Raw genomic sequence first — 22,552 nt, forward strand, 5'->3', positions numbered from 1 at the left:
CAAAGGTAGACCTATCTTTTTTTACCACAAATTGCTGCACACTTGAACTCATAAGCTTTTCAGGCTATTTTGTCGCCCCTTCAGGTTGCAGCCAGTAAACCTACTCCATTGAGGAGAACAGAGATAAAAAGAGGATTTTTATGCACAAAATTGTTAAATCTCATTTAAAAACATTCGTTGAAGAGTATGAACTCCACAGCTATAAGGAGGATAAACAGTTTGAATATTTCGTCAATTTTTGTCTTGCATCCAAATCTTTTTCTGGCAGAATTAACCCTAAAGATATTACGACATATGAAGATGATGCTGGCATTGATGGCATCTTTTTCTTGATTGATGGTGATTTAGTTGTCACATTAGAAGATGCTAATGTAATTTTTTCAGGTCATAGGAGGAATTTAGAAGTAGAGGTAGTTTTTACTCAGATTAAGACTTCAGAGGGTTTTGAAAAGAAGGAAATAGCAAACTTTAGTGATGGTGTTTTTGATTTTCTTTCAGATACACCAGCTTTACCTCAAGGTGAATTTATTAAAGAATCAAAAGAAATTTTTGATTTGATAGTTGAAAATGTTAATAAGATTAAAGAAGGTAAGCCAAGATCTTCAATGTATTATTGCACTAGTGGAGTATGGGAAGAAAAAAAAGAATTGGAAGGTATTTTTTCTAATGCAAAGAGAAAAATAGAAAAGAGCGGCTATTTTAGAGATGTATTTGTATCGCCTATAGATAGAGATAAATTAATAAAAATATGGACAGTTACACAGCAACCTGTTGAAGCTACAGTAAAGGTTAAAGGTTATATACCATTTGAAAAAATTAGAGATGTAAGTGAAGCATATCTTGCAATTATTCCTGCTAAAAATTTTGTGGAATCTGTTTTGCTGGGTGAAGATGACCGTATTCGTGCTGGAATCTTTGATGAAAATGTTCGCTCATTTCTTGGCGAAGACAACGATGTAAACTCTAAAATTATCAAAACTTTAAAATCAGATGATATTAGAGATAGATTCGCCATTTTAAATAATGGAGTTACAGTTGTATCTCCTGATGTAAGAGTGCAAAGTGATTCGATTAGTATGTACAACTATCAGATAGTCAATGGATGTCAAACAAGCCATGTTCTATTTAGAAATAGACAATTGCTTGATGAAAATACTATGTTAACTGTCAAAGTAATTGAAGCGGAACATCCTGATGTAGTCAATCAGATAGTAGAAGCAACAAATAACCAAAGTTATGTAGCTGATGAAAAATTTCTATCCTTAAAAGATAAAGCCAAAAGTGTAGAGGTTTATTTCAATACTTGCAATGAAGAAGTTGATAACGATTCTAGAATTTATTTTGAAAGGAGAGAAAAACAATATGCTGGTTTAGGAGTTCAAGATGCAAAAATTTTTGATATAAGAACTGTAGCTAGAGCTTTTGCTGCAATGTTTCTAGATATTCCGCATACTTCAGCAAGCTATCCTACACAGATTTTTACTCAATCTGAAAGTAGACTTTTTGCTGACGATCAACATGAGATAACCTACTACTGTTCAACTTTAGCTTTATACAAATTTAATTCTTTATTTAATAGTAAAAAGTTGCCAGGTGATTTTGGCAAGTATAAATGGCATACCCTAATGCTTCTAAAATATGTTATTAACAAAAATGAGAAACTTCACCCAATGAATTCAAAGAAAATAGAAAAGTATTGTGAACGAATAATTGATAGACTAAAAGCACCAAACAAAGATTGTTTAAAGTATTACAAAGAATGTGAGGATATTATCACTAAAGCAGGTCTTGTAACTAAAGATAGACTCAAAAGAAGTTTGTATACAAATGAGCTAAAGCAGTTAATTTAATTGTGAATTTACTGCGATCACACTCCATCCCTCAGACTAACAGTGCGATCGCTCTACGGTAGATACATATAATTGCACCAGAACCAGATAAAGTGCAAGCATTTCAGCACGGCAGTCCGTGAGTCCGGCGTATTACAAAATTTTACAACGAGGTGTGCAAGTTGTACAGCAAAATGGTACTCAACGAGTGCAATGGCGATCTTCGCCTGCCTTTAAGCAAAGCTTATCGCACTCCCATCCCTTAAACTTTGCATTCACTGACTTTTCAATATGGCAAATGAAGTTTATTCTTCTACAAGTAGTTTAATGTACTAGACTGGGCTTTTACTTATTATAAAATTGTAATCTTAAAAAAATTAGTTAAAATTAAGTTGCATTATTAGTATTAGAAGAATTATCTATATCTATATTGTAAATCATCTTAGCTCTAATTTTATTTAATTTACTATTTTTTCCTAATCTCCGAATAGCTTGTTCTAAATTTTGAGATGCTGGTAAACCCCAAGATAAAAGCTTTCTAACCCATAAATATAAATCAGGATGGCCTTCTTGAAGCCATTGGCAGTATTCATCAACAGTACACTTATTTAAAAAATCAATATTTGCTTTCAAATTAAAGGATATTGACTCAGATTTACTCTCATTTATATTTTTTAAAGCTGTAGTAATATCTAATGTATGTAGATATTCATTCTTTTTATCTTCCAGATATGATTCTAAGTCCGGATATTTACACAACCTAGTTCTTAAGGCATTCAAATCATTAAAATAATGTATTCCTAAATTTTTTAAATTGTGTTCTAATAAAAGCTTTTCGTAGTGAGAAATATTCAATTCCGTCATTGATGCCAATTGTTCGATCTGTTCAAATTGAGAAAAACTTAAATCAAGACAATAATTATCAAGGAAAGCAATAATTTGGTTGTTCATCTCTTGTTCAGTATCTGCAAAGGAACTATAGTAAGTTTTACCAAGACTAGACATTTTTTCAAGAATTGGTTTTTTTTGCTCTTCTTGATTAAGAATATTACCTTTTTTAAGAAAATTCTCCGAGTCCAATAACGATGTTTCAACCATCTGGCTCATTTGTGCATCAATTTCTATAGAATTATAGCCTAGATAGGAAAATACCTGAAGTTTTTGTATTTCTTGAGCGAAAGTCTCATTGTTTTCTAACGAAGAGTTTGTCACTGATAAAAAAGTATCTATACTAATAGAAAATTTTTTACAAAACTCGGTATCGTATTTTGCTAATTTCATAATAATACTATTAATTATAACTTGATTACGTAAACTGGTTTCCCAACTTTCCATTAAGGGAATTAGCTCATCAAGAAACCATTTAGTTTTGCGTATAACTCGAATATTGTTTGTGCTAGCTCTTAAAAAGACTTCTTTAATTACTTCTATATCGTAACTATCTTTATCTTTAAATATAAAATTCAAGTTTTCTTCCACCGTAGGGTTGAGTTTACATTCTCTATCAATTACTTTTTCTCGATATTGATTTAAAAGAGTTTTTGATTTTTCATTCAAAAACTCCTCATTATAAATGAGTATCGTTTTACAATGAATATTTTGAGATAAGTACTCAACAAATCCTAATAATTCTTCTAGTGAAATATTGGCGCTTCTTTCCAGATCGTCAATGCATACGATTGAATCTTTATTAAGATGCATATGAAAAAGTACATCAAGTACCAAATCACCAAATGCAAATATTAATGAGCCTGCTACTGGAATGGAAGAATGACCTGGTAATACTAAGTCTAATTTTGGAGTTTTTTCTAATCTTAGAGAATTACGACTTACCCATTCAACAAACTTAGCTATTTGTTTATTTAAAAACTTTGTAATTGATTCAAAACCTTGAGATCGTTGGTTATTAATTGTGGCGATCTCTTTAGAATTGGCCAACATTCGTGATTTTAATTGTTCAATTGAAGAAATGCCAAAAACAGAACCATACAAATAATACTCTTTTTTATGTTTATTCAATAAATTTTGTACTAAATAGGTTTTTCCGATACCCCAATTTCCCTTAATTGCTAAAACTTTATCATTTTCATTACACAAAAATCTCTTAAGAATTCTTTCCGCTTCTTCTCGACTGACTCCTACATTTGTAGTATTCAAAATTCCAGACATAATTTTTCTAACCTTTATTCTGTACGTCAATTTTTACCATTTTACTGATGCTATTTATGTCATCGCACTTCCTCACGCCGCCCAATCCTTGCACAACAACTCTGCCTGCTGTAGCACGGTTAGCGTCGCCTTCTCCTGCTTATCTGGTGGGTAGCCGTACTTCCTCAACAGTCGCTTAACCGTTGTCCTTAACCTAGCCCGGACGCTTTCTTTTACCGTCCAATCAATAGTGACGCTACGGCGGATGGTTTGTACGAGTTCGCGGGCAATGCTCTTAAGTGTTTCATCTCCCAAAACTGCAACTGCACTATCATTAACTTCCAGGGCATCATAAAACGCGAGTTCATCCTCAGTTAACCCCAAATCCTCACCCCGCTTGTACGCTTCCCGCATCTCCCGTGCTAGGTCAATGAGTTCTGCAATCACCTGTGCAGCTTCAATGGCACGATTTTGGTAGCGGCGGACTGTTTGCTCTAACATTTGGGCAAAGGAGCGAGACTGTACCAAGTTGCGACGGGAACGGGTTTTGATTTCGTCGTTAATTAACTTTTGTAACAATTCCAGTGCTAGGTTGCGAGTTGGCAAACCCCGCACTTCTTCTAAAAATTCATCTGAGAGAATGGAGATATCGGGATTCTTTAATCCAGCAGCAGCGAAAATATCCACCACTGCATCGGATGCCACTGCCTTGGAGACAATTTGCCGGATAGCGGTGTCTAAATCCTCCGGGCTTCTCCCCCCGCTGGCGGTATGTTTGGCAAAGGCAGCGCGGATGGCTTGGAAGAAACCCACTTCATCCCGAATGCTTATGGCTTCATCACTGGAACTGCACAGGGCAAAAGCTTTCGCCAGTTCGTTGACTGCTTTCATGTAGCGTTGCTTGCCGTCATCCTGTCCTAGTATATAGTCCATTGCAACGGGAATGACCGTAACCCGTTGGGATGGAGTCCCTGTAAAAAACTGCTGGTAATCAAAGCCGTGAAACAGCCCTTTTACCACTTCGGACTTTTCCAACATCATGGCAATAACTTCTTCTTGAGGAATGCCCGTTTGACTTCTATCGCCTTCGGTATAATCTTTGAGGGCTTTCTTGAGTTGCTCGGCAATGCCCAGGTAATCTACCACCAAACCACCCGGTTTATCCTTAAACACCCGGTTAACTCTGGCGATCGCTTGCATTAACCCGTGACCTTGCATGGGTTTATCTATATATATAGTATGCATCGCCGGGGCATCAAATCCCGTAAGCCACATATCCCGCACGATAACCAGTTTGATGGAGTGGGCTGGGTTTTTAAACCGCTTTGCCATTGCCCTGCGCCTGGAAGTGGAGCGGATGTGCTGCTGCCAATCGGGACCATCAGCTGCCGAACCCGTCATCACGACTTTGAGGGTTCCTTTGTCATCATCGAGGTCGTGCCACTCAGGACGCAGTTGGATAATAGCGTTGTACAGGTCTACACAGATTTGGCGGCTCATGCAAACAATCGTGGCTTTGCCGTCAATAATCTCCTGACGCCGTTCAAAGTGCTCTACTATATCGCGAGCCACTTGAGCAATGCGTTTTTGAGCACCCACCAGTGCTACCTCGCCCATTTGGTTTTTAACTTCTCCTTGGTGGATTGTTCCTCTTCCTCGGTGACTTCTTCAAAATCTGGGTCAATTTTTGGGCGTTCTGATTCTTCTAGTTCTAGTTTGGCAAGTCGTCCTTCATAGTAAATGCGAACCGTGGCTTCATCTTCCACCGCCCTTTGAATATCGTAAATATCAATATATTCCCCAAATACAGCAGTGGTATTTTTATCAGTTTTTTCTATAGGAGTTCCGGTAAAACCAATAAACAAGGCATTGGGCAACGCATCTCGTAAGTATTTAGCAAAGCCATAGGAAATGTATGCTTCTTCTTCGTCCTTGCTTTTGACCACCCGTGCCGCAAGTCCGTATTGGGAACGGTGGGCTTCATCAGCAATAAACACAATGTTACGGCGGGAGGACAGTTCTCCGTACTCCCCTCCCCGTTCCTTGGGTGCAATGTCAGGAGCGTGGATGGAGGTGTAGCCGAGTTGTTCAAACCATTCCAGGGTGGCGGCTTCGACATCAGATTCTGTGAGTTTTGCTGTCATTGAGGCACATTAAAAGCTAAAGTTGTCAAGATAATTTCACGGTTAACATCATCTGGATGATGAAGCACACATCGAAATCCAGTTTCGCAATTATAAGGAAGAACCCTTTTGAAGCTTGTATGAGCCTTGATAACCTCTGGAATCTTTTGAACTACTGCTGAAAAGTCTTTGTTCCTGTTAAATATCAGTAGTGCAGTTTTTGTATCTCGCCATGAAGTATAGCCAAGTAGTTGCTCAAGAGTTTCCTTTAATTTTTCTTCTCCGCCCCAAAATTTACATTCTGCTATGAAAATATTCTTACCATCTACACGAATTAAGATATCTGTTTTACCGTTAAAATTAAAAGTTTCTCCTGTTGCTTGACCCTCATACTGTCCATTAAGTTGAACGAGGAAATGTTGCCGAATGTCCTCTTCTCCCATACCCCTAAATGCTTGAGGACTTCTTTCCATTACCATTACCATGTTAAAAATTACAGATAAAATGTGTTCGTACTCCTGCATCTCCACTGTTGGTTCAGGAACATAAGGTGCCGCACTCGTAGAAGGTCGAGAAATAGGAACTTTTCTACGCACTGTTGGAACAACATACGTTTTTGGCGCATTTTCCCTTCGTCTTAGGGGAAACCCAAAGGTTGCTACTAAACCCCGATCCTTAAGAAATTTTTGTCGGCGCGTTTCAATTCGCTCTTTTGCTTTGAGTCGTACTGAATCGTTAAATGAAGAAATATCTTGAGTTATCCAATCAAGATGCCGCTGAATTTGGGCTAAATCTCTTTTAAAAACTGACTCAACTGCTTTGGCATTGTGATCTGTTCGCTGATATTTCAGTATAAGCTCACCTTGAATAATGAATGCATAGGGTTTAGAAGTTTCACTAGTAGATGGTTCGTACCTGAATAACTCTGCTTTTCCTTCAAACGGTACAAAAAAGGAGATTTCTGTAGCAGGAACAGAAATATTTCTACCATAATCATTCACTTGTTGTTGGGTTTCGGAGTAATCAGCCTCTATCTCCTTCTCAAGTAGTTGGGGAACTGCAAGTTTGAATTTCTGCTCAAAGTAATCGCACCAATCATCTATGCCCGTATTAAGCAAAGAGTTTTCATTTAGACTGTTTATTTCCGACAGCATATCCTGAAGATGATTTTGTAAGAAAAAATACAAAGAATCTTCAGAAAATAAGGGTATTACGGATTCATTCATGCTGCTATCTCCACAAATTTTGCTACATTTTTTACATGAATTTCACCTGATAGAAGTTTGCCGAGTAGGATATCGCGGATGTTGGCGAGAGTTTCACATTGCTTATCATTTTCCCAACATTTTAGAAACATTGGCATAACCAAAGTTTCAAATGCTTCGACAACAGATGTTGGTGAAACAACTACAGGAAGGCTATGCACATGATTTCGATTTAGTGTTGGTACTGCCGAACCAGCATTAAAAGTTTCAAATTCAAGTCTCTGTAGCAGGTGATAAGCGTGAATTGGGCGTGAATTGCAAAACTCTTTAACCCACAATGAAGTGTTTAAAGGCCAAAAATCCTCATGTACAAAGAAAACCTTTCCAAGAAGACCGCTTCTTCCTGTGGTAACTTCTGGTCCTTTGACTTTGTATTCAGCATGAGTTCCTGATGGTCCACTTGCAGCAATAATTGGATACTTTCCAGAAGTGCGTTGAGATGTAGGTAAGTCAAATCCTCTTTGCAAAATCAGTAGGTAGGCTCGACGACCTACCTTCCACCCCTTTGGAACCATTCCCAAAACCGAATCCTCAAACTCATTAGGAAACAGTTCAGCCGTTGCAGCATCCATCCCGGCTGGCTGTCGTCCTTCCACAAGAGCGCGAACGGGATCGAAATCCATAAACCAGGACTTGAATATTGCCCGTGCCATTGCTTCCAACGTCCGGTTCATCTCCCGGTTCAGTTCGATTTTGTCATCAAGGGTGCCGAGAATGTGTGCGATCGCTTTCTGTTTGGAAAGAGGGGGAAGTTCGATCTGCACGAATACTCAATATACGTAAGTGCTTTATGGGTGAGAGCATCGCTTTCGTTAGTTCAATGCTGAAGGAGCGCGATCGCTCTGGTTCTACAAAGCAAGTCGCTGCTTCATTCTATTTCTTTATGTAAATCTTATTAGGGTGCATATTCTCAAAGTAGGCGATCGCAGCTTCACCAAATGCTTTGACCGCCGCTGCACCTACTGCAGGTTGAACCAGTCCTCCGATAACGGGTATAAAACCTGCAATTGTACCGCCCGCTCTAGCAAGTAACTGCCCGCCACCTGCTGCAATAATTGCAGCAGCAAGCGCCCCCGCTCCTCCTGCAGCAATGATATCGACATCGTAGATTTGAGCAATACGGGTTACCACGGCAGCCTGTACGACAGTGAGACTCGCATTAAAAACACCCGCACCAACAACAGGAATACTACCTGCTACACCAGTGGCAGCCCCACCCCCCATCAATGGCACGACTTGTTCGGGTTGAGGTAAGTCATCATACTCTATGCTCTCGACAGTCCAATCATCTTTTTCCGTTACAGGCTCAAAAGTCCAACAACCTTCCGTGGTTTCTTCAACCACCTCAGTATTAGCAACTGTGTTAAAGTCCTCAACCCAAGCTTCTGCTTCACTCGGTGATTCAGGACTTTCCACTAAAACCAACCGACCTTCCTTGTACGCCTGCCGCAATGCTATAGCCTCAGCTACAATTCGCTGTGCTGTCAACCCTTCCTCATCCATCATCTTTTGCAAAGTCGTTCCCGTGCGATCGCCTGTTTCGTGAATGGGTGGAATTTGGCAATAGCGCCCCCCATTCTTCGTCCGCCGCCAAATGCTCGGTTGTTCTGGTTTTGGTTCTCTAGGCTGTTGCTGCTTGGCAATCAGGTCCCGCACTGTTTGTTGGTTAATTTCTGGTGCAGAGAGTAGTTGGTCGATAACGCTTTGGTACTTTTTAGGATTATTTGCCAAACGGAAGAGCGTTGCTGGTTCGATTTTGGCTAAATCTTCACTTGAAAAGTGCTTGAATGCCTCAGCTACTTTCAAGTACTTCCGGTCTTCATTCTTCCAACCGTACTGCTTAAGAAGCTTTTTATACTCTCTTTTGGATAAGTGCTCTTTCTGTTGGGCAAGCATCATGGCATGAGTCAGGATGTTTTGGGTTGCCCAAGAGAGTCCATCAAAGGAATCATCAGGGGTTTCTGGGGCTATGGCATTGGCTTGGGCAAAGATGTACTGGTTAAGTTCTCGTTGAGCAAGAATTTGTTCGTTTGGTGCAAAGGCTTGAAATTGTGGCATTATAGGATTTGATTTAGGTTTTGTTGAAGGCGATCGCATTTTGATTGGTATCAGAGCGATCGCCTTTGTTTTTTGGCAAATTTTATTTGCTCTTTTTCTTATCATTGTACGCTTTAGTGCATACGAATACAAGTTTCAAGCATAATTTATTTATATAAAAACTGTTATTATTTGTCTTTCCACCAAAATTGTGTTAAATTGTGTCCATCAGTACGATAGGAGGCATGAAAAAGATTTACTGTCGCCTAGCCGTGTTGATGGCAGAAAAAGACCCCCAGTTGTCTCAAAGACAACTCTCAAGAGAAACAGGACTGGATATCACAACCATCAACCGCTTATTTACAAACAAGTTCAGTCGAGTAGATGTAACTACCATAGAAGTCCTGTGTAACTATTTTGGTAAGGATGTAGGTGATTTACTACAAATGAGGCAACCTGAGGATATTCCGCAAAGAAGAACCAGAAAGCGTGCTAAATCAGAGCCATCTTCAGAAGAGGCAGCTTAATTTAATCGCGAGATGGATAAAATTGGAGGGGTGATATGTCAGAGATCAATCCTGCTACGGCGACTATCCAAGCGAAGTATCGTACTCTTGGAGCCAGTTAAAAATGTTCAAAAAAAACGCTATGTTACCCCTTGATGTCAATCCAGCAGAGTGCTTACAGCAAATCGTTTCAGCTAAAATCACAATCTTTGATACGACTTTACGAGATGGAGAACTTGCCTTGAAACGCAAGCTGACAGTCGAGCAAAAGATTCGTTTGGCAATAATTCTTGATGAAATGGGAGTAGATGCGATTGAGGTTGGTTATCCAGGAGCCTTCCACAAAGACTGTGATGAAATTTTCAGGGTGTCTCAGCAGGTCAAAAATTCTACCATCTGCGGTTTGGCAAGTAGTCAACCAGATGAAATTACTGCGGTTGCGGTGGCACTCAAAGTTGCTGTTCGAGGACGCATCAATGTGTTCACGCCCATCGGCATTCAGGCAAATATGGCGGCATCAGAGGTTTTGGAAACGATCCGAAGTAGTGTATCTCTAGCAAGGAATTACTGCCCGGATGTGGAATGGTCAGCCTTTGATGCTACGCGCAGCCATCCTGACTTGTTATGCAAAGCGGTTGAAACAGCGATTAAAAGTGGTGCAACGACGATCTCCATTCCTGATAGTCTAGGAGTTGCCTCGCCCATAGAATTTTCTCACCTCATTGAAACGGTGATGCATCAAGTCCCCAATATGGACTCTTGCACTCTTGCAGTTCACTGCCACGATGACCTGGGGTTTGCGGTCGATAATTCCCTAGCAGCCTTGGATGTAGGAGCAAGGCAAATTGAATGCTCGATTAACGGATTGGGAGTACGTGCTGGCAATGCTGACTTGGCAAAGGTTGTGGAGGCGATCGCCCATCATCCCACCTACTACAGCGCTATCGATTTCTCATGGCTCAACCAGGCATCTGAGATGGTGAGTCAATTTACCGCAGTTTCAAAGTAGTTCGGGTGCTATGCGCTCCTGAACAATTCTCCTACCACTTTGCGATCGCAGGAACGATACACCTTTATGTTCATCATTTCCTTTTGAATTTGTTTTGTTCTATAAAATGGCTTCAAAATCAACCATCTCGATTCCGTATTTATCTTGGCTCAAGGAGACACAATCCAATCTGTCATACAGTAATGAACGCTAGAGACAGTGCGCGGTTTGTTTTGCTAGGATAAACAATATAACCGACAACCCTACCAGAAGCCCTGCGAGTGAGAATTTCACAACAGTTTTATTTGTTCGCGTAAATCTTATTAGGATGCATACTTTCAAAATAGGCGATCGCAGCTTCACCAAACGCTTAGACAGCCGCCGCACCAACTGCGGGTTAAACCAGTCTTCCGATATCGGGAGCCCCCCACTCCTCTGCAATTACTGCTCCCAATACGGTTCAGTTAAGGTCGCGAGGGGAGCACCAAACCCGGTATCTTGGAGATACCGGGTTTCTAAATAACTGCTTAACTGAACTGTATTGTTACTGCTCCGGCTAGCGACCCGCTTCTCCTGTAGCAATATTTTAGTAATTAGCTCTCTTCCATCACTTTCGCGAAAGAAAATTTGAAACCCTATTTTTAGGTTAGTCCGCGCAGGCGGACTTTGTTTGTATAGTTGTGACTTCCAGTCGCCTCAATTATTCTCTATCTAGAGTGATAAAAGAGCGTTAGAGGCAATGCGATCGCGACTTTTTAATCGAAAAGCTTGAGAAAGTTCAGAAAAAACTTGGTAAATACGAACAAGAATATGTTGAGCTTCCACAATGGCATAAAGCTTTGCCGTTTACAGCAAGTTCAGAATAGTTCTGGTGGTATGCGGGGATGATAAGTTTTCAATATGCTTGACAGTCGTGACAAACACCTGGCTCAGGTGTTAATTAGCTAGTTTTTTAGGGAATTTTAAGTAAGTATACTGTGGCATCTTTTTTCCCACATGGAAATTCTTACTCCTGAAAGTATGAAAACGCGCTTACCATTTGCCTTAGACTGGACAGTGTTCTTGACTATATTGGCTTTGCCTGTGATTCACTTTTGTGTTAGCAAAGTAGCCTTATCACTGGCTTTCAAGAATGGTGTAACAGTGGTTTGGCCTACAGCAGGCATTTACTTAGCAGCCGTTTTGGTGCTTGGGTATCGCATTTGGCCTGCTATCTTGTTCAGTGAATTGCTGATCAACTCCTCATTAATTTATCAAAATATTGTAGTTAGCGTTTCCATTTCAATCATCGACCTGTTAGATCCACTGCTCGTTACTTTTGGAATCCACTATTTCATCAGACATTACTATTTTTTGAATCGCTCTCAAGATGTGTTTAAATTTGTGGGAGTCATCATGGCTTCTCCCTTATTGACTACGACTCTTGCCACAACCGTTCTCTGTCTGAATGGTATTGCTTCTTGGAAAGAGTATGGAGAAAGTTGGTGGTCTTGGTGGACATCAATCGTAATCAGTATGCTTCTCGTGACACCAGCACTGTTGACTTGGAGCAAGCGTTCTAGATTATTGAGACAACCTAGAAGATTATGGATTATCGAGTTTACTCTTTTACTATTCCTAACGGCTGTCATTACTCAAGTGGCATTTGGCGGAGAATACTCAGTGGAGTATATGCTGATTCCCCTATTGGCGTGGTCAGCATTTCGCTTTCAACACAGGGAAGTTACCCTGTTGATAGTGATTATGTCGGGAATCGCAATTTGGGGAACCGCTCAAGGTTTTGGGTCATTTGTCCGACCATCAGCTAATGAATCTTTAGTGCTACTACAATCTTTTGTAGGAGTCATTGCGTTATCAACCTTGCTATTGTCTGCGGTTATTCACGAAAACAGACAAGCAGCATTGGAACTTCAACAAGCAAATGAAGAATTAGAGCAACGAGTTGACGAACGCACTCTGGAATTAAAAAATGCCCTCCAAGAACTTCAACAAACGCAATTCCAGATGATTCAAAGTGAAAAAATGTCTAGTCTGGGTCAATTGGTTGCAGGTGTCGCCCATGAAATCAACAACCCAGTCAATTTTATTCACGGCAATATTAGCCACCTCAATGAATACACTCAAGATTTGTTGCGGATGCTGCAACTTTACCAGCAACGCCATCTGAGCAATGACCCAGAAATTCAAGCTCTAGCAGAGGAAATCGATTTAGAGTTTCTAATTTCTGATTTGCAGAAGATGTTGGCTTCTATGAAAATGGGAACTGACAGGATTCGTAGCATTGTGCTATCATTACGAAACTTTTCCCGCATGGATGAAGCGGAGTTCAAAGCGGTGGACATTCATGAGGGAATTGAAAGTACGTTGTTGATTTTACAACACCGTTTAAAGGACAAACCGGAATGTCCGGCAATTGAAGTGACTAGAGACTATGGTAGCTTACCCCAAGTAGAATGCTATCCAGGACAACTCAATCAAGTTTTAATGAATATTCTGGTGAATGCGATAGATGCGTTGGATGAGGTTAATGCCAAACGCACATATCAACAGATCGAGGAAAACCCCAGCCAGATTACTATCCGTACCGCAGTGAAAGATGTCCAGTGGATAGAAATTGCGGTAGCGGACAATGGACCTGGAATGACCCAACAAGTGAAAAACCGCATCTTTGACCCCTTCTTCACCACTAAACCTGTAGGTAAAGGAACAGGTATGGGTATGGCAATTAGCTATCAAATTATTACCGAAAAACATGGAGGCAAATTGGAATGTTTGTCTACTCTTGGTAAAGGAACTGAGTTTATTATTCAACTCCCTATCCGCCCTTTATTATGCAACACTCTTGCACGATCGCGCGATCGCACCTTTTAACATTTTTACATTTAGTTCATACTTTTTTTATAAATTCAGTACTTATACCCAACTTAATTTTTTAATTTTATTTTTGTAAAGATAAACACAGCATCTAGCTATTTTCTCTAGGTTGTGTAATTCTAAATGACGAATCAATTCAGTTTGTGACTGAATTTTAGGTCAGTAATAATTCGGATGCGATCGCCAAACAAATGTTCGTCGGGTGTCATCTCTAGCTACAGGAAAAGTCAGCATGCAATTAACAGAAGAAAAAGTCGATCGGGTTGCAGATGTAATACCATACATACATCAACTGAAGGATAAATTTGAAAAAAGCAGATTAGCCCAATCTGTTAAAATCAATACCCGCACCAAAGCGGTACAAGACATCTGCTATTTCCAAGCGATCGCGAAGTTCGAGAATGGCTCGTCCCAGACTCCTAATCTTCTAGTGTTTTGTGCTTTGTAAGTAATGATGATTTGAAAAGTTCAATTGCCAAACAGCACCAGGAGTACATAGAGATGAAGCGCCGCCAATTCGTGAACCTAGCGTTGTCTACCGTTGCAATTATTGTAAGTAATAGCATAATTGCACAATCTATATCAGCAGTAGATAGCCAAAGTGTTGAAAAAAGGAGAAGACAGAGGAAAATCACTACGACCACCAGGGACACACAGCCGCCCCACATCTTGACGCTGGACGATATCCTGGCCTTGCCTGATGTTCCTGCCGATCGCCGCATCTTCTATGGTCCAGACCCCGACCAGTTCGGCGATCTCTATCTCCCAAAACAGCCCGGTCCGCATCCTGTGGTGCTCCTCCTCCACGGGGGCTGTTGGCTGGAACAATTCAGCCTGAGTACCACAGGACATCTAGCGGCAGCGTTGAGACGGACGGGGCTGGCTGTCTGGAATTTGGAATACCGTCGGCTCGGCAATGGGGGTGGTTGGCCCGCAACCTTTCAGGATGTCGCCATGGGGGCAGACTTTCTCCGGACGATCGCACCCGAATTCGATCTGGATCTCGATCGCCTGGTTACCATGGGGCATTCAGCGGGGGGACATTTAGCGCTGTGGCTGGCGGGGCGGCATCGCCTCCCGGACACCAGCCCGTTGTATGTGGGTCAGCAGGGCGTGCGCGTTCGCGGTGTTGTGTCCTTAGCCGGTATTCCTGACCTCATCACCGGGGTGCAATTGAACATCTGTAATGGGGCATGTTACGCGCTCGTTGATGGTTTTCCCGAGGAGGTACCCGACCGATATCAGCAAGCTTCACCCCTTGCGTTGCTGCCTTTGGGAGTTCCACAATGGCACCTAGTTGGCACCGAGGATGAAATCGTGCCAGCGTCATATATCCAACAATATGTGGAGGTGGCCACCCAATATGATGAGGTGCATCTGGAGGTGCTCCCCAATGCCGGACATTTCGAGCCGATCGTCCCCACCACAGCCGTGTGGCCAGCAGTGCGACACGCCGTCTTGGCTCTTGTAGAGCGCACTCCTAGCTACATCCGTTGATGACCAAAACTAACAGCAGTACGACAAGTAATCAACAGACGCACAAAATTCACTGTCTGAATCTGAAGTGGCAATCGAGGACTCTTTCAGCAGAATAAAACTCTCACGTTGAAACAAATTGTTTATTCCAGTGATGCTTGCTCAAGTTTATGCAGTGCTTGCTATGAAATGTGATCATTCGCTTTAATTAAATCGGCTGCTTTTTCGCCAATCATAATGACGGGCGCGTTTGTGTTGCCCCTAACCAGAGTTGGCACGATCGATGCATCCGCAACCCGCAATCCCTGAACCCCATGTACTCGCAGTTCGGGGTCTACCACTGTCATTGGGTCAGTACCCCGGAGTGCAAGTGCCAGCCGGATGATTTCCCGTACCGCAAGTTTCCCGGATAAAGGCTGACAGTGCTGCATCGCTCTGAACGCCAGCACCCGGAGCAATTTCCTGACCGCGAAACTCATCAAAAGCACGGGACTGAAACAATTGCCGCATTAATCGAATCCCAGCAACGAGCTTTCGCATATCAGCCTCACTTTGCAGATAGTTCATCCGTATGACTGGAGTGTCTTTGGGGTCAGATGAGCGCAAACTGACACTGCCAATGTTTTGGAACTGAGTTAAAGAGACTACACCCGTGAAGCCCCTCTCAGGGAGGACATAACCGGGCGGTAAATATATATCGGGACCGAAGAAGAACTTAAGTGGGGAATGTGAAAGGTTACCCCAAATTTGGTATTTTAGGAATTAGAGAATGCGAAAACTTTCTGGAAAAATTAGATTATGTCACAGTCATCCAATTTTGATAGCAGAACACGCACATCTAACTTAGTTTCGTTTAAGTTAGAAGACATTCGACTTCAAGTAGAGAATAACGAAGTTGCTGATGTTACAGTTAACTTGGATTATATCGATGGGCTGAACCTAAGTGAATTAAAAAATGTCGTTCCCATTGCTAATAATATTAAAGATTATCTAACTAATTATCCAAATAATCCCAATGACTTATTTGAAGTTATCAATCGCAATCTCACTGAGGAACTGCTAACTGATGATAATCTAGGGCTTTCTGAAGTATTGGACTCATTGAGTGTTAATTTGGATGTGTCACCAAAAGTTATTCCTTTCCAATTTGACACCACAAATACTCGTACCCCAAATGGCAACATAAACGATATTATTTCATTTCGTTTAGAAGACGTTACATCTCCAATTGATGGTGGTATAGTTGCCGATGTCACTGTTAATTTAGATTATGTTGATGGAATTGACTCAAGTGTATTCAAAGATGTCATACCCATCGGTAATTACATTAAAGATTTCTTGGCAAATTATCCAGTAGAAGCAGGTCTTTATGAAGTCCTTAATCGCGACCTTACCCAAGGATTATTAAATGATAGCAATATAGGGCTATCTGGGGTATTGGACTCATTAAGCGTTAATCTGGATGTGTCACCCAAAATTATTCCTTTCCAATTTGACACCACAATTACCCGCACAGCCAATGGTGATATTAACGATATTGTCTCATTTCAATTAGAAGATATTTTACTTCCTATTGATGGTGCTAGTGTTGCTGATGTTGCCGTCAATTTGGATTATATCGATGGCATTGATCCAAGCGCCTTCAAAGATGTCATCCCCCTTGGTAATTTCATTGAAGATTATCTCACAAATTATTCTCATCCTAATGACTCTTTTGAAGTCGTAAACAACAATTTAGGCAATGCATTGCTAACTAATTCTAATCTAGGACTTTCCGAGGTGCTAGACTCACTAACTGTTACGTTAGGTGCATCACCAGGTGTTATTCCTTTTCAATTTGACAATACTGTCACCCTTACCCCAATTGGGACGACAATCTTTGGAGGAAGGGAATTTACTCCGGTTTTGTGATATCGACGGTATTGTCTAGTACAGCGGGCGCGTAAATAAGGCAACCATTAGTAATAAACAAAAAGCTTAAAATAAAAGCTTTTGCGCCTTCTGCCATCTGACCTTGCGTACTTCTGCCAACGAGCATCCTCCCGCAGTCTTTGTCCTCCCCAATCGCTCATATCGCGTGGCACTTATACTACACCTCATACCAAAACAAAGCCCAGCCTATGTTAGCTCATGTAATACTACATATGGCAAATAGCGGGGTGTTTTTTTATAAATAGAAAATGCTTTGGCAAACTTGCGCCAAGTGCGATAAGCCGGGTACGGCTTGCGCTTCGCGATCGCGCATTGACAACAATAGGACAGATCTTGCCCTATCTGTAAATCTTATTTTGACACTTGTTATCCATCACGCTCTACTTCCCCGAGATCGGTTGCAGTAGCGGTGAGTAAGACGTGCATTTTCTGGAATTGTTTTACCGCGTAGAACTCGTGTGTGAATGGTTTCTACAGGCAAATCCTGCTTGTCAGTTTTGACACGTCTTCGTTCTAGAAGGATATCAAGAGGAGTCTCATCCTTAACTTCATCAACAATAATATCTTAAGAGTAACAAGCTTTGATGACAACGACTGAGGAAAATGCTGGCAGGCAGGCAGGCGATATTAGTGTTAATGTCCCGAATGGAACTTTACGTGTGGCAGATGGAGCGAGTTTAAGGGCAGAAAGTCAAGGGAATTTTAAAGGTGGTACGATCGCTGTGAATGCGAAGAGAGTTGAATTAACTGGGGAGCGGCAAACAAAATAGGAGTTCATTTATATCCACAGGACGTGGCGGAATATTATTGAGTCCTATGGAGCCATTAGTGGGTGAAGCAATCATTACAGATTGGATTGTTCTTGACTCTCCTCGTCAACTGCCCTTTACTGCAACTAGTGTGAAAAAATCAACAATTGCCATGCCAGAATCTATTGTTGAAGCGGATGGGTGGGTGCTAAATGAAAAAGGTGAGGTAGTCCTTACAGCTAACCCACCCTCTGCCAGGTCTAATACTCCTTGGCGGAACATTGCTTCTTGCCATGCAGGTTAGGTGTAGAGAACACTCCAAAATAAGTCATCCATACTCGAAGGTCTATTCACCCTCCGTGTTTTCCTCAGACGCCTCAATGTCCTTGTTCAAGTCCTCAACCCAAACTTCTTCCCCACCAGATGACTCAGGGCTTTCCACCAAAACCAACCGTCCTTCCTTGTACGCCTGCCGCAAAGCTACTGCCTCGGCAATAATGCTCTGTGCGGTCAACCCTTCCTCATCCATCATCTTTTGCAAAGTCGTTCCAGTGCGATCGCTTACATACTTCATTTGTGCAAAAACTCACTCCACAATCCGATCGCGCTTTAATTGTGCTATTAATTTTTGAAGAAATTCGATAAACACTTGTCCTTTAGCACATAAATACCGCTTCTGAGCGTAGATAAGCGAGATCGCTCCTCCTCAACAAACTACGTACCCAAATTTCCCACAGAACTAAAGTAGAAAACTAAAATCTACAACAAAGCCAGTGCGATCGCCCAACAGACTTTGAACCTGACTTTTCACGGCATCTGGAAAACATTATTTTGAGCTTTTCTGAAACCCTGATTTTTACGTTAGCCATTTTCATTAACTTAGCGCTATTGAGAATTAGCTTGTGGAAAAAGTCACGTTGTTTCGCGGTTTGAGGACTTGCCGTGAAAAGTCAGGTTTAATTCAGGGCGTTCGCTTGGCATACCACGCATGAATAAGGAGAGTCTGGAAGAACAACACAGGCGTGTCAAAGCCACTTGATGCGATAATGGATTCAACTTCCTGCGGCGGTAGTATGGCGATCTCTCGCCCATACGAGGTGACAAATTTTTCAATTTCCACAGCAGGCGTTTGCTGAATATCTAAGCATCCGCAGCCAAACTTCTAAAAGGCTTTGGTAAGACTCGGTAGATATGTTGGAAGCTAAATCAGAACTCACCAGATATCCATTAGGAAGAAGACGTGCGGCGATTTCGCGAAAGAAGTCGCGCCGTTCGGACTGCTGCATAAAAAAATGAGAAACCAAAAGGCAGGTTGCTGCACCGAAAGAGTCCGATGTGGGGAGGGAGTTGAGATAACCTTCGTGGAAAGTGCAACGTGATGCGATCCCACAAGCTTCAGCTTTCTGGCGACAGATGTCCAGCATCGGTGCCGCCGGCTCTACTGCGATAAACTGCCATCGCGGAAATGTTTGGGCGAGGTCAATCAATTCTGCGCCAGTTCCCACGCCGACGCAGAGAATCCGTGCATCGTCAGGAAGTTCAGAAAGCACAATGCGGATAAACAAGTGAAGTGCATCGCGTATGGGAGCCAATTTAGCGAACTGCTTATCATAGGAAGAAGCGCGTTCTTGGTCAAAAACAATAGACGGCTTTTGATTTTTCATCTCGAATCAATCTATCAAAGTCTTTGGGTGCTCTTTACAAAATAGATCGTCGCATTGAAACGACTCCGAGCGATCGCTTGAAGGCAGTCTACCATCGCACTGGGTTATCTGTGTATGATCGCACTCCTTTCCCCCAAAACTAAACGTTTTTTTTGGCCAATTAAACGATAAGATTTAAATCACCAAATTCATGCCAAAGATATTGTTTTTGCACGGCTTCTTCATATGAATCTCGAATTTTATCGGCGCTTAAGAAAGCAGTCAACAAGTCGAGATGGCTAGCCTCTGGTTCGTGCATTCCAGTTAGTAAACCATTCACGGTTTTCAGCCTGTGATTGGCTGTAATATGCAGTCGCGTGTAGCCGTGTTTTGCTTTAACTTTTCCCGTTTCGTCTGCTACTGATTCTAACGCCCGCACGACTGTAGTTCCCACAGCAATGACTCGTCCACCATTGAAGTGTGTTTGGTTAATCTTTTGGGCTGCTGACTCGCTAATCAGGTATTCTTCTTCTGAGGCTGGGTGTTGAGCGTCAAGAGCATCGTCCATATAAGAAGAAAGCCCCGTGTGAAGTACAATATAAGCTGTGTTTACACCCTGACGCTTCAGATCTAAGAGCAACTTCCAGGTAAAAGCGCGACCTGCTGATGGCATCTCCGCGCTCCCTGGTTCTTTAGCATAGACTGTCTGGTAATAATCTAGCTCCCAAGGGGCAGAAACATACTCATAGCGAACTGGTCGCCCCAAACGATAAAGTAAATCCATCAACTCTGTACCCGATTTGGAGAAACGAAGTTTCCAAAGCCTGGGAATATTGACATCGCGCTCATAAACTGTACCTGTTAACCCTTGCTCAAAGTCAATTTTCATCCCACTGCGAAGTCCACAGGAAAAAGGATCGCCTCTTTGGCAAAACAGCAAAGCTAACCAGGAGTCATCTGGGAGATGCTGTGCTAAACGAACTTCCATACAGTCGCCTCTTGGCATTTCACAACCATTAAGGCAAGCCGGAAGCGTGCGACTAGAATTAAAAACTAGCAAATCGCCAGGACGAAGAAATTCACTGAGACGATCGAATCGCGTGTGTTCCACCTTATTGTTAATACGGTCGATTGCCATCAGCCGCACGCGATCGCGTCCAAGTCCTCGCCGTTCTGGTGGCTCTTGGGCTAAGAGTTCAATAGGAAGAGTAAAGGTAAAGGGAGTTGCCATAAGTTGTGACTTTCTAATTGCGAATTATGAATTATTCTGTCCCCAGTTTTCTTCTTGAGCTTGAAATCTCTGTCCGTTAACGTTTTGAGATTCATCTGAAGCCAGGTAGATGAACACATCCGTAACTTCTGCTGGATCGGCCCACTGAGTTGGATCTTCATCTGGCTCCGCAGCACGATGCATTGCAGTATTCATGTCCCCCGGATCGACCCAATTTACTTGCACACCACTACCTTCTAATTCAGCAGCCCAAGTTTCAGACATCCCTTCTATACCAAACTTCGAGATTCCATAGGCTCCCCAGCCCGGATATCCTCTCACCCCAGCATCACTCGTTACGTTAATAATCGAGCCACCGCTTTCGATCATTGCTGGCAAGGCTTTTTTAATTAAGAGAAATGGTGCAATCAAATTGGTGTTGATGACGCTGTGAAAGTCTTCTAAAGGATAATCCAATAGAAATGGCATTGGGGCTGGACCAATTGTTGAAGCATTATTGACTAGTACGTCGAGTTTTCCATTGAATTCATTTAAAGTTGTAGCAATCACGCGCTCAATGTCTTCAGGTCGAGCTAAATCGGCAGTAATAGTCAAGACTTTTGTTTGAAGTGCTGCTTCAGCTAAAATGCGCTTGCGTACTTCATTTGTTACACGCTCAACTTCTCCAGGTTGAGTTAGATCTGCAGTGACAACCACAACAGTTGTTTTATTTGTTTTAGGAACAACTTCTAAGACGCGATCTCGTACCTCGTTGAGGGCTTCTTCTCTTCGAGCCACAATCGCTATCCCAGAGGCTCCTTGCTGGGCATAAGCGATCGCCAGTTGCCGTCCTAATCCCTGTGACGCTCCTGTGATTAAGACGTATTTCCCTTCTAGTCTAGCCATATTCAATTCCTACCAACGAAATGTCAAGGTATTAGGATGCTGCTTTTGTTACTCTTTTTTCTAAATCATAGTCGTTATGAGTTTATTATAGCAACAAAAGTATAACGAGAAGTCACTTGCTTATCAAAAAATGTTGAGCGATCGCAATGAACAGTCTCAGACTGTAGGATACATCCACCTTTGAAATAGTTTTGTTAAACGAGGCATCACCAGATAGGTGAGCAGTGCTACAACCAGTCCGGTGGTAATGAGTTGATTGAGCAATAAGGGCAGACGAGACAAAAGCGGAGCCAACAATCGGCTGACGATCCCCAAGGTCACAAATACTCCCAGCCAGGTAATCAGTGCCATTTTGTAGCGAGGCGGTGGAGCCTTGAGTAGCTTTTCGGATAGTCTGAACCAAGTTTCCAATCCAGTCAAGGTTTGCACGTCCTCTGGTTTCTCAATCAATGGCTGCAATCGCTCAATCCAGTCACGCCGCACGTCCGACTGCATCCATTTTTTGAGATTAGTGTAGCTATCGAACCGCAGAATGGCAACGTATTCTGGATGAGTGAGATCGCGAGGTCGAATAATACTACCCCCATGTGTCCATCAAACTGCTTGGCAGCAGGAATAATGCCGTGCAGCCATTCCTCATACCCCTGCTCGCGCCCCGGACGAATCAGGTGCGAGATAATGGCAGTCACTTGATGATTTTCTTCATCTGTACCGGTTGCCACAGGCTCGTCTAACATCACATTTGTCTCCATCGGATGACTGTGCTGCCAGCAGTTTATCAACGAGCAAGCATTTAGGACAAGATTAATGCGATCGCAAAAGGAAACCAAAAAAGGTTCTCAACGTCAGTTAGCTCAAAGATTCTC

24 protein-coding genes are annotated in these 22,552 nt (G+C 42.1%); 10 read left to right on the forward strand and 14 right to left on the reverse strand.

The features are described from left to right. Nucleotides 1–140: 140 nt before the first annotated feature. Nucleotides 141–1,850, forward strand: coding sequence for an AIPR family protein (locus WA1_RS42100; RefSeq protein ID WP_017748534.1), 1,710 nt, complete (start codon nucleotides 141–143; stop codon nucleotides 1,848–1,850). A 366-nt stretch (nucleotides 1,851–2,216) separates the two neighbouring features. Here the strand turns inward: WA1_RS42100 and WA1_RS42105 are convergent, their stop codons facing one another. From WA1_RS42105 to WA1_RS61460, 6 genes are all read right to left on the reverse strand, one after another. Then, nucleotides 2,217–3,998: a P-loop NTPase fold protein gene (locus WA1_RS42105; protein WP_017748533.1), complete on the reverse strand. Its 1,782-nt coding sequence runs from the start codon at nucleotides 3,996–3,998 to the stop codon at nucleotides 2,217–2,219. Nucleotides 3,999–4,070: 72 nt separating this feature from the next. Further along, on the reverse strand, nucleotides 4,071–5,594 hold the full coding sequence (locus WA1_RS42110) for a type I restriction enzyme endonuclease domain-containing protein (protein ID WP_017748532.1): 1,524 nt from the start codon (nucleotides 5,592–5,594) through the stop codon (nucleotides 4,071–4,073). Further along, complete coding sequence (locus tag WA1_RS58995; RefSeq protein WP_017748531.1) at nucleotides 5,582–6,121, reverse strand: DEAD/DEAH box helicase family protein; 540 nt, start codon at nucleotides 6,119–6,121, stop codon at nucleotides 5,582–5,584. The genes WA1_RS42110 and WA1_RS58995 overlap by 13 nt, the downstream gene beginning before the upstream one ends. Next, nucleotides 6,118–7,326, reverse strand: coding sequence for a hypothetical protein (locus WA1_RS42115; protein WP_017748530.1), 1,209 nt, complete (start codon nucleotides 7,324–7,326; stop codon nucleotides 6,118–6,120). The genes WA1_RS58995 and WA1_RS42115 overlap by 4 nt, the downstream gene beginning before the upstream one ends. Next, nucleotides 7,323–8,129 carry a restriction endonuclease subunit S gene (locus WA1_RS42120; RefSeq protein ID WP_081403043.1) on the reverse strand — a complete coding sequence of 269 codons (807 nt, stop codon included), beginning with the start codon at nucleotides 8,127–8,129 and terminating at the stop codon, nucleotides 7,323–7,325. Before WA1_RS42120 ends, WA1_RS42115 begins: the two co-directional genes overlap by 4 nt. A 109-nt stretch (nucleotides 8,130–8,238) precedes the next feature. Beyond that, on the reverse strand, nucleotides 8,239–9,528 hold the full coding sequence (locus WA1_RS61460) for a hypothetical protein (RefSeq protein WP_336389830.1): 1,290 nt from the start codon (nucleotides 9,526–9,528) through the stop codon (nucleotides 8,239–8,241). Nucleotides 9,529–9,647: 119 nt separating this feature from the next. On the opposite strand from WA1_RS61460, the gene WA1_RS42130 reads away from it, so the two are divergent. From WA1_RS42130 to WA1_RS42150, 5 genes are all read left to right on the forward strand, one after another. Further along, on the forward strand, nucleotides 9,648–9,929 hold the full coding sequence (locus tag WA1_RS42130; RefSeq protein ID WP_017748527.1) for a helix-turn-helix domain-containing protein: 282 nt from the start codon (nucleotides 9,648–9,650) through the stop codon (nucleotides 9,927–9,929). A 103-nt stretch (nucleotides 9,930–10,032) separates the two neighbouring features. After that, on the forward strand, nucleotides 10,033–10,917 hold the full coding sequence (locus WA1_RS42135; RefSeq protein ID WP_017748526.1) for a beta/alpha barrel domain-containing protein: 885 nt from the start codon (nucleotides 10,033–10,035) through the stop codon (nucleotides 10,915–10,917). A 999-nt stretch (nucleotides 10,918–11,916) separates the two neighbouring features. After that, the gene (locus WA1_RS60835; protein WP_272819342.1) at nucleotides 11,917–13,767 is read left to right on the forward strand and encodes an MASE1 domain-containing protein; all 1,851 of its coding nucleotides are present in this window, start codon (nucleotides 11,917–11,919) and stop codon (nucleotides 13,765–13,767) included. A gap of 235 nt (nucleotides 13,768–14,002) precedes the next feature. Further along, nucleotides 14,003–14,218, forward strand: a complete 216-nt coding sequence (locus WA1_RS42145; protein WP_017748523.1) for a hypothetical protein — start codon at nucleotides 14,003–14,005, stop codon at nucleotides 14,216–14,218. 53 nt (nucleotides 14,219–14,271) lie between these two features. Beyond that, complete coding sequence (locus tag WA1_RS42150; RefSeq protein ID WP_017748522.1) at nucleotides 14,272–15,267, forward strand: alpha/beta hydrolase family protein; 996 nt, start codon at nucleotides 14,272–14,274, stop codon at nucleotides 15,265–15,267. 161 nt (nucleotides 15,268–15,428) lie between these two features. Here the strand turns inward: WA1_RS42150 and WA1_RS60840 are convergent, their stop codons facing one another. Together WA1_RS60840 and WA1_RS60845 are read right to left on the reverse strand one after the other, a co-directional pair. Next, nucleotides 15,429–15,593 (reverse strand): GMC oxidoreductase, encoded by a 165-nt coding sequence (locus WA1_RS60840; protein WP_017748521.1) that lies wholly within the window; start codon nucleotides 15,591–15,593, stop codon nucleotides 15,429–15,431. 4 nt (nucleotides 15,594–15,597) lie between these two features. Next, nucleotides 15,598–15,813, reverse strand: coding sequence for a GMC oxidoreductase (locus tag WA1_RS60845; protein ID WP_017748520.1), 216 nt, complete (start codon nucleotides 15,811–15,813; stop codon nucleotides 15,598–15,600). 231 nt (nucleotides 15,814–16,044) lie between these two features. Between WA1_RS60845 and WA1_RS42160 the strand changes: the two genes are divergently transcribed. The 4 genes from WA1_RS42160 to WA1_RS42170 all read left to right on the forward strand — a co-directional run bounded on the left by WA1_RS42160 (nucleotide 16,045) and on the right by WA1_RS42170 (nucleotide 18,231). Further along, nucleotides 16,045–17,157, forward strand: coding sequence for a hypothetical protein (locus WA1_RS42160; RefSeq protein ID WP_017748519.1), 1,113 nt, complete (start codon nucleotides 16,045–16,047; stop codon nucleotides 17,155–17,157). Nucleotides 17,158–17,426: 269 nt separating this feature from the next. Then, entirely contained in the window at nucleotides 17,427–17,585 is a 159-nt protein-coding gene (locus tag WA1_RS60850; RefSeq protein WP_158516766.1) for a hypothetical protein, read from the forward strand. Between the two features lie 177 nt (nucleotides 17,586–17,762). Further along, nucleotides 17,763–17,948: a hypothetical protein gene (locus WA1_RS42165; protein WP_017748518.1), complete on the forward strand. Its 186-nt coding sequence runs from the start codon at nucleotides 17,763–17,765 to the stop codon at nucleotides 17,946–17,948. 46 nt (nucleotides 17,949–17,994) lie between these two features. Next, nucleotides 17,995–18,231, forward strand: coding sequence for a hypothetical protein (locus tag WA1_RS42170; protein WP_017748517.1), 237 nt, complete (start codon nucleotides 17,995–17,997; stop codon nucleotides 18,229–18,231). A 42-nt stretch (nucleotides 18,232–18,273) separates the two neighbouring features. On the opposite strand, the gene WA1_RS42175 is transcribed toward WA1_RS42170, so the two are convergent. The 6 genes from WA1_RS42175 to WA1_RS60860 form a co-directional block, all read right to left on the reverse strand. Then, on the reverse strand, nucleotides 18,274–18,501 hold the full coding sequence (locus tag WA1_RS42175) for a hypothetical protein (protein WP_017748516.1): 228 nt from the start codon (nucleotides 18,499–18,501) through the stop codon (nucleotides 18,274–18,276). Nucleotides 18,502–19,036: 535 nt separating this feature from the next. Further along, complete coding sequence (locus WA1_RS42180) at nucleotides 19,037–19,591, reverse strand: class I SAM-dependent methyltransferase (RefSeq protein ID WP_017748515.1); 555 nt, start codon at nucleotides 19,589–19,591, stop codon at nucleotides 19,037–19,039. Nucleotides 19,592–19,751: 160 nt separating this feature from the next. Then, nucleotides 19,752–20,801 (reverse strand): S-adenosylmethionine:tRNA ribosyltransferase-isomerase, encoded by a 1,050-nt coding sequence (locus WA1_RS42185; RefSeq protein ID WP_017748514.1) that lies wholly within the window; start codon nucleotides 20,799–20,801, stop codon nucleotides 19,752–19,754. Nucleotides 20,802–20,825: 24 nt separating this feature from the next. Further along, on the reverse strand, nucleotides 20,826–21,686 hold the full coding sequence (locus tag WA1_RS42190) for an SDR family NAD(P)-dependent oxidoreductase (RefSeq protein ID WP_017748513.1): 861 nt from the start codon (nucleotides 21,684–21,686) through the stop codon (nucleotides 20,826–20,828). A 156-nt stretch (nucleotides 21,687–21,842) separates the two neighbouring features. Continuing rightward, complete coding sequence (locus WA1_RS60855; RefSeq protein WP_272819343.1) at nucleotides 21,843–22,169, reverse strand: putative antibiotic biosynthesis monooxygenase; 327 nt, start codon at nucleotides 22,167–22,169, stop codon at nucleotides 21,843–21,845. After that, the gene (locus WA1_RS60860; RefSeq protein WP_272819344.1) at nucleotides 22,133–22,516 is read right to left on the reverse strand and encodes a putative antibiotic biosynthesis monooxygenase; all 384 of its coding nucleotides are present in this window, start codon (nucleotides 22,514–22,516) and stop codon (nucleotides 22,133–22,135) included. The genes WA1_RS60855 and WA1_RS60860 overlap by 37 nt, the downstream gene beginning before the upstream one ends. Between the last annotated feature and the right edge of the window lie 36 nt (nucleotides 22,517–22,552).

It is taken from the genome of Scytonema hofmannii PCC 7110, from assembly GCF_000346485.2.
Taxonomy (GTDB): domain Bacteria; phylum Cyanobacteriota; class Cyanobacteriia; order Cyanobacteriales; family Nostocaceae; genus Scytonema; species Scytonema hofmannii.

What these genes read in the sequence shown, in the direction of transcription:
- WA1_RS42100 (WP_017748534.1), top strand. Translation starts at nt 141, where the DNA reads ATGCACAAAATTGTTAAATCTCATTTAAAAACATTCGTTGAAGAGTAT.
- WA1_RS42105 (WP_017748533.1), bottom strand. Translation starts at nt 3,998, where the DNA reads ATGTCTGGAATTTTGAATACTACAAATGTAGGAGTCAGTCGAGAAGAA.
- WA1_RS42110 (WP_017748532.1), bottom strand. Translation starts at nt 5,594, where the DNA reads ATGGGCGAGGTAGCACTGGTGGGTGCTCAAAAACGCATTGCTCAAGTG.
- WA1_RS58995 (WP_017748531.1), bottom strand. Translation starts at nt 6,121, where the DNA reads ATGACAGCAAAACTCACAGAATCTGATGTCGAAGCCGCCACCCTGGAA.
- WA1_RS42115 (WP_017748530.1), bottom strand. Translation starts at nt 7,326, where the DNA reads ATGAATGAATCCGTAATACCCTTATTTTCTGAAGATTCTTTGTATTTT.
- WA1_RS61460 (WP_336389830.1), bottom strand. Translation starts at nt 9,528, where the DNA reads ATGATAAGAAAAAGAGCAAATAAAATTTGCCAAAAAACAAAGGCGATC.
- WA1_RS42130 (WP_017748527.1), top strand. Translation starts at nt 9,648, where the DNA reads ATGAAAAAGATTTACTGTCGCCTAGCCGTGTTGATGGCAGAAAAAGAC.
- WA1_RS42135 (WP_017748526.1), top strand. Translation starts at nt 10,033, where the DNA reads ATGTTCAAAAAAAACGCTATGTTACCCCTTGATGTCAATCCAGCAGAG.
- WA1_RS60835 (WP_272819342.1), top strand. Translation starts at nt 11,917, where the DNA reads ATGAAAACGCGCTTACCATTTGCCTTAGACTGGACAGTGTTCTTGACT.
- WA1_RS42145 (WP_017748523.1), top strand. Translation starts at nt 14,003, where the DNA reads ATGCAATTAACAGAAGAAAAAGTCGATCGGGTTGCAGATGTAATACCA.
- WA1_RS42150 (WP_017748522.1), top strand. Translation starts at nt 14,272, where the DNA reads ATGAAGCGCCGCCAATTCGTGAACCTAGCGTTGTCTACCGTTGCAATT.
- WA1_RS60840 (WP_017748521.1), bottom strand. Translation starts at nt 15,593, where the DNA reads ATGACAGTGGTAGACCCCGAACTGCGAGTACATGGGGTTCAGGGATTG.
- WA1_RS60845 (WP_017748520.1), bottom strand. Translation starts at nt 15,813, where the DNA reads ATGAACTATCTGCAAAGTGAGGCTGATATGCGAAAGCTCGTTGCTGGG.
- WA1_RS42160 (WP_017748519.1), top strand. Translation starts at nt 16,045, where the DNA reads ATGTCACAGTCATCCAATTTTGATAGCAGAACACGCACATCTAACTTA.
- WA1_RS60850 (WP_158516766.1), top strand. Translation starts at nt 17,427, where the DNA reads ATGCTTTGGCAAACTTGCGCCAAGTGCGATAAGCCGGGTACGGCTTGC.
- WA1_RS42165 (WP_017748518.1), top strand. Translation starts at nt 17,763, where the DNA reads ATGACAACGACTGAGGAAAATGCTGGCAGGCAGGCAGGCGATATTAGT.
- WA1_RS42170 (WP_017748517.1), top strand. Translation starts at nt 17,995, where the DNA reads ATGGAGCCATTAGTGGGTGAAGCAATCATTACAGATTGGATTGTTCTT.
- WA1_RS42175 (WP_017748516.1), bottom strand. Translation starts at nt 18,501, where the DNA reads ATGAAGTATGTAAGCGATCGCACTGGAACGACTTTGCAAAAGATGATG.
- WA1_RS42180 (WP_017748515.1), bottom strand. Translation starts at nt 19,591, where the DNA reads ATGAAAAATCAAAAGCCGTCTATTGTTTTTGACCAAGAACGCGCTTCT.
- WA1_RS42185 (WP_017748514.1), bottom strand. Translation starts at nt 20,801, where the DNA reads ATGGCAACTCCCTTTACCTTTACTCTTCCTATTGAACTCTTAGCCCAA.
- WA1_RS42190 (WP_017748513.1), bottom strand. Translation starts at nt 21,686, where the DNA reads ATGGCTAGACTAGAAGGGAAATACGTCTTAATCACAGGAGCGTCACAG.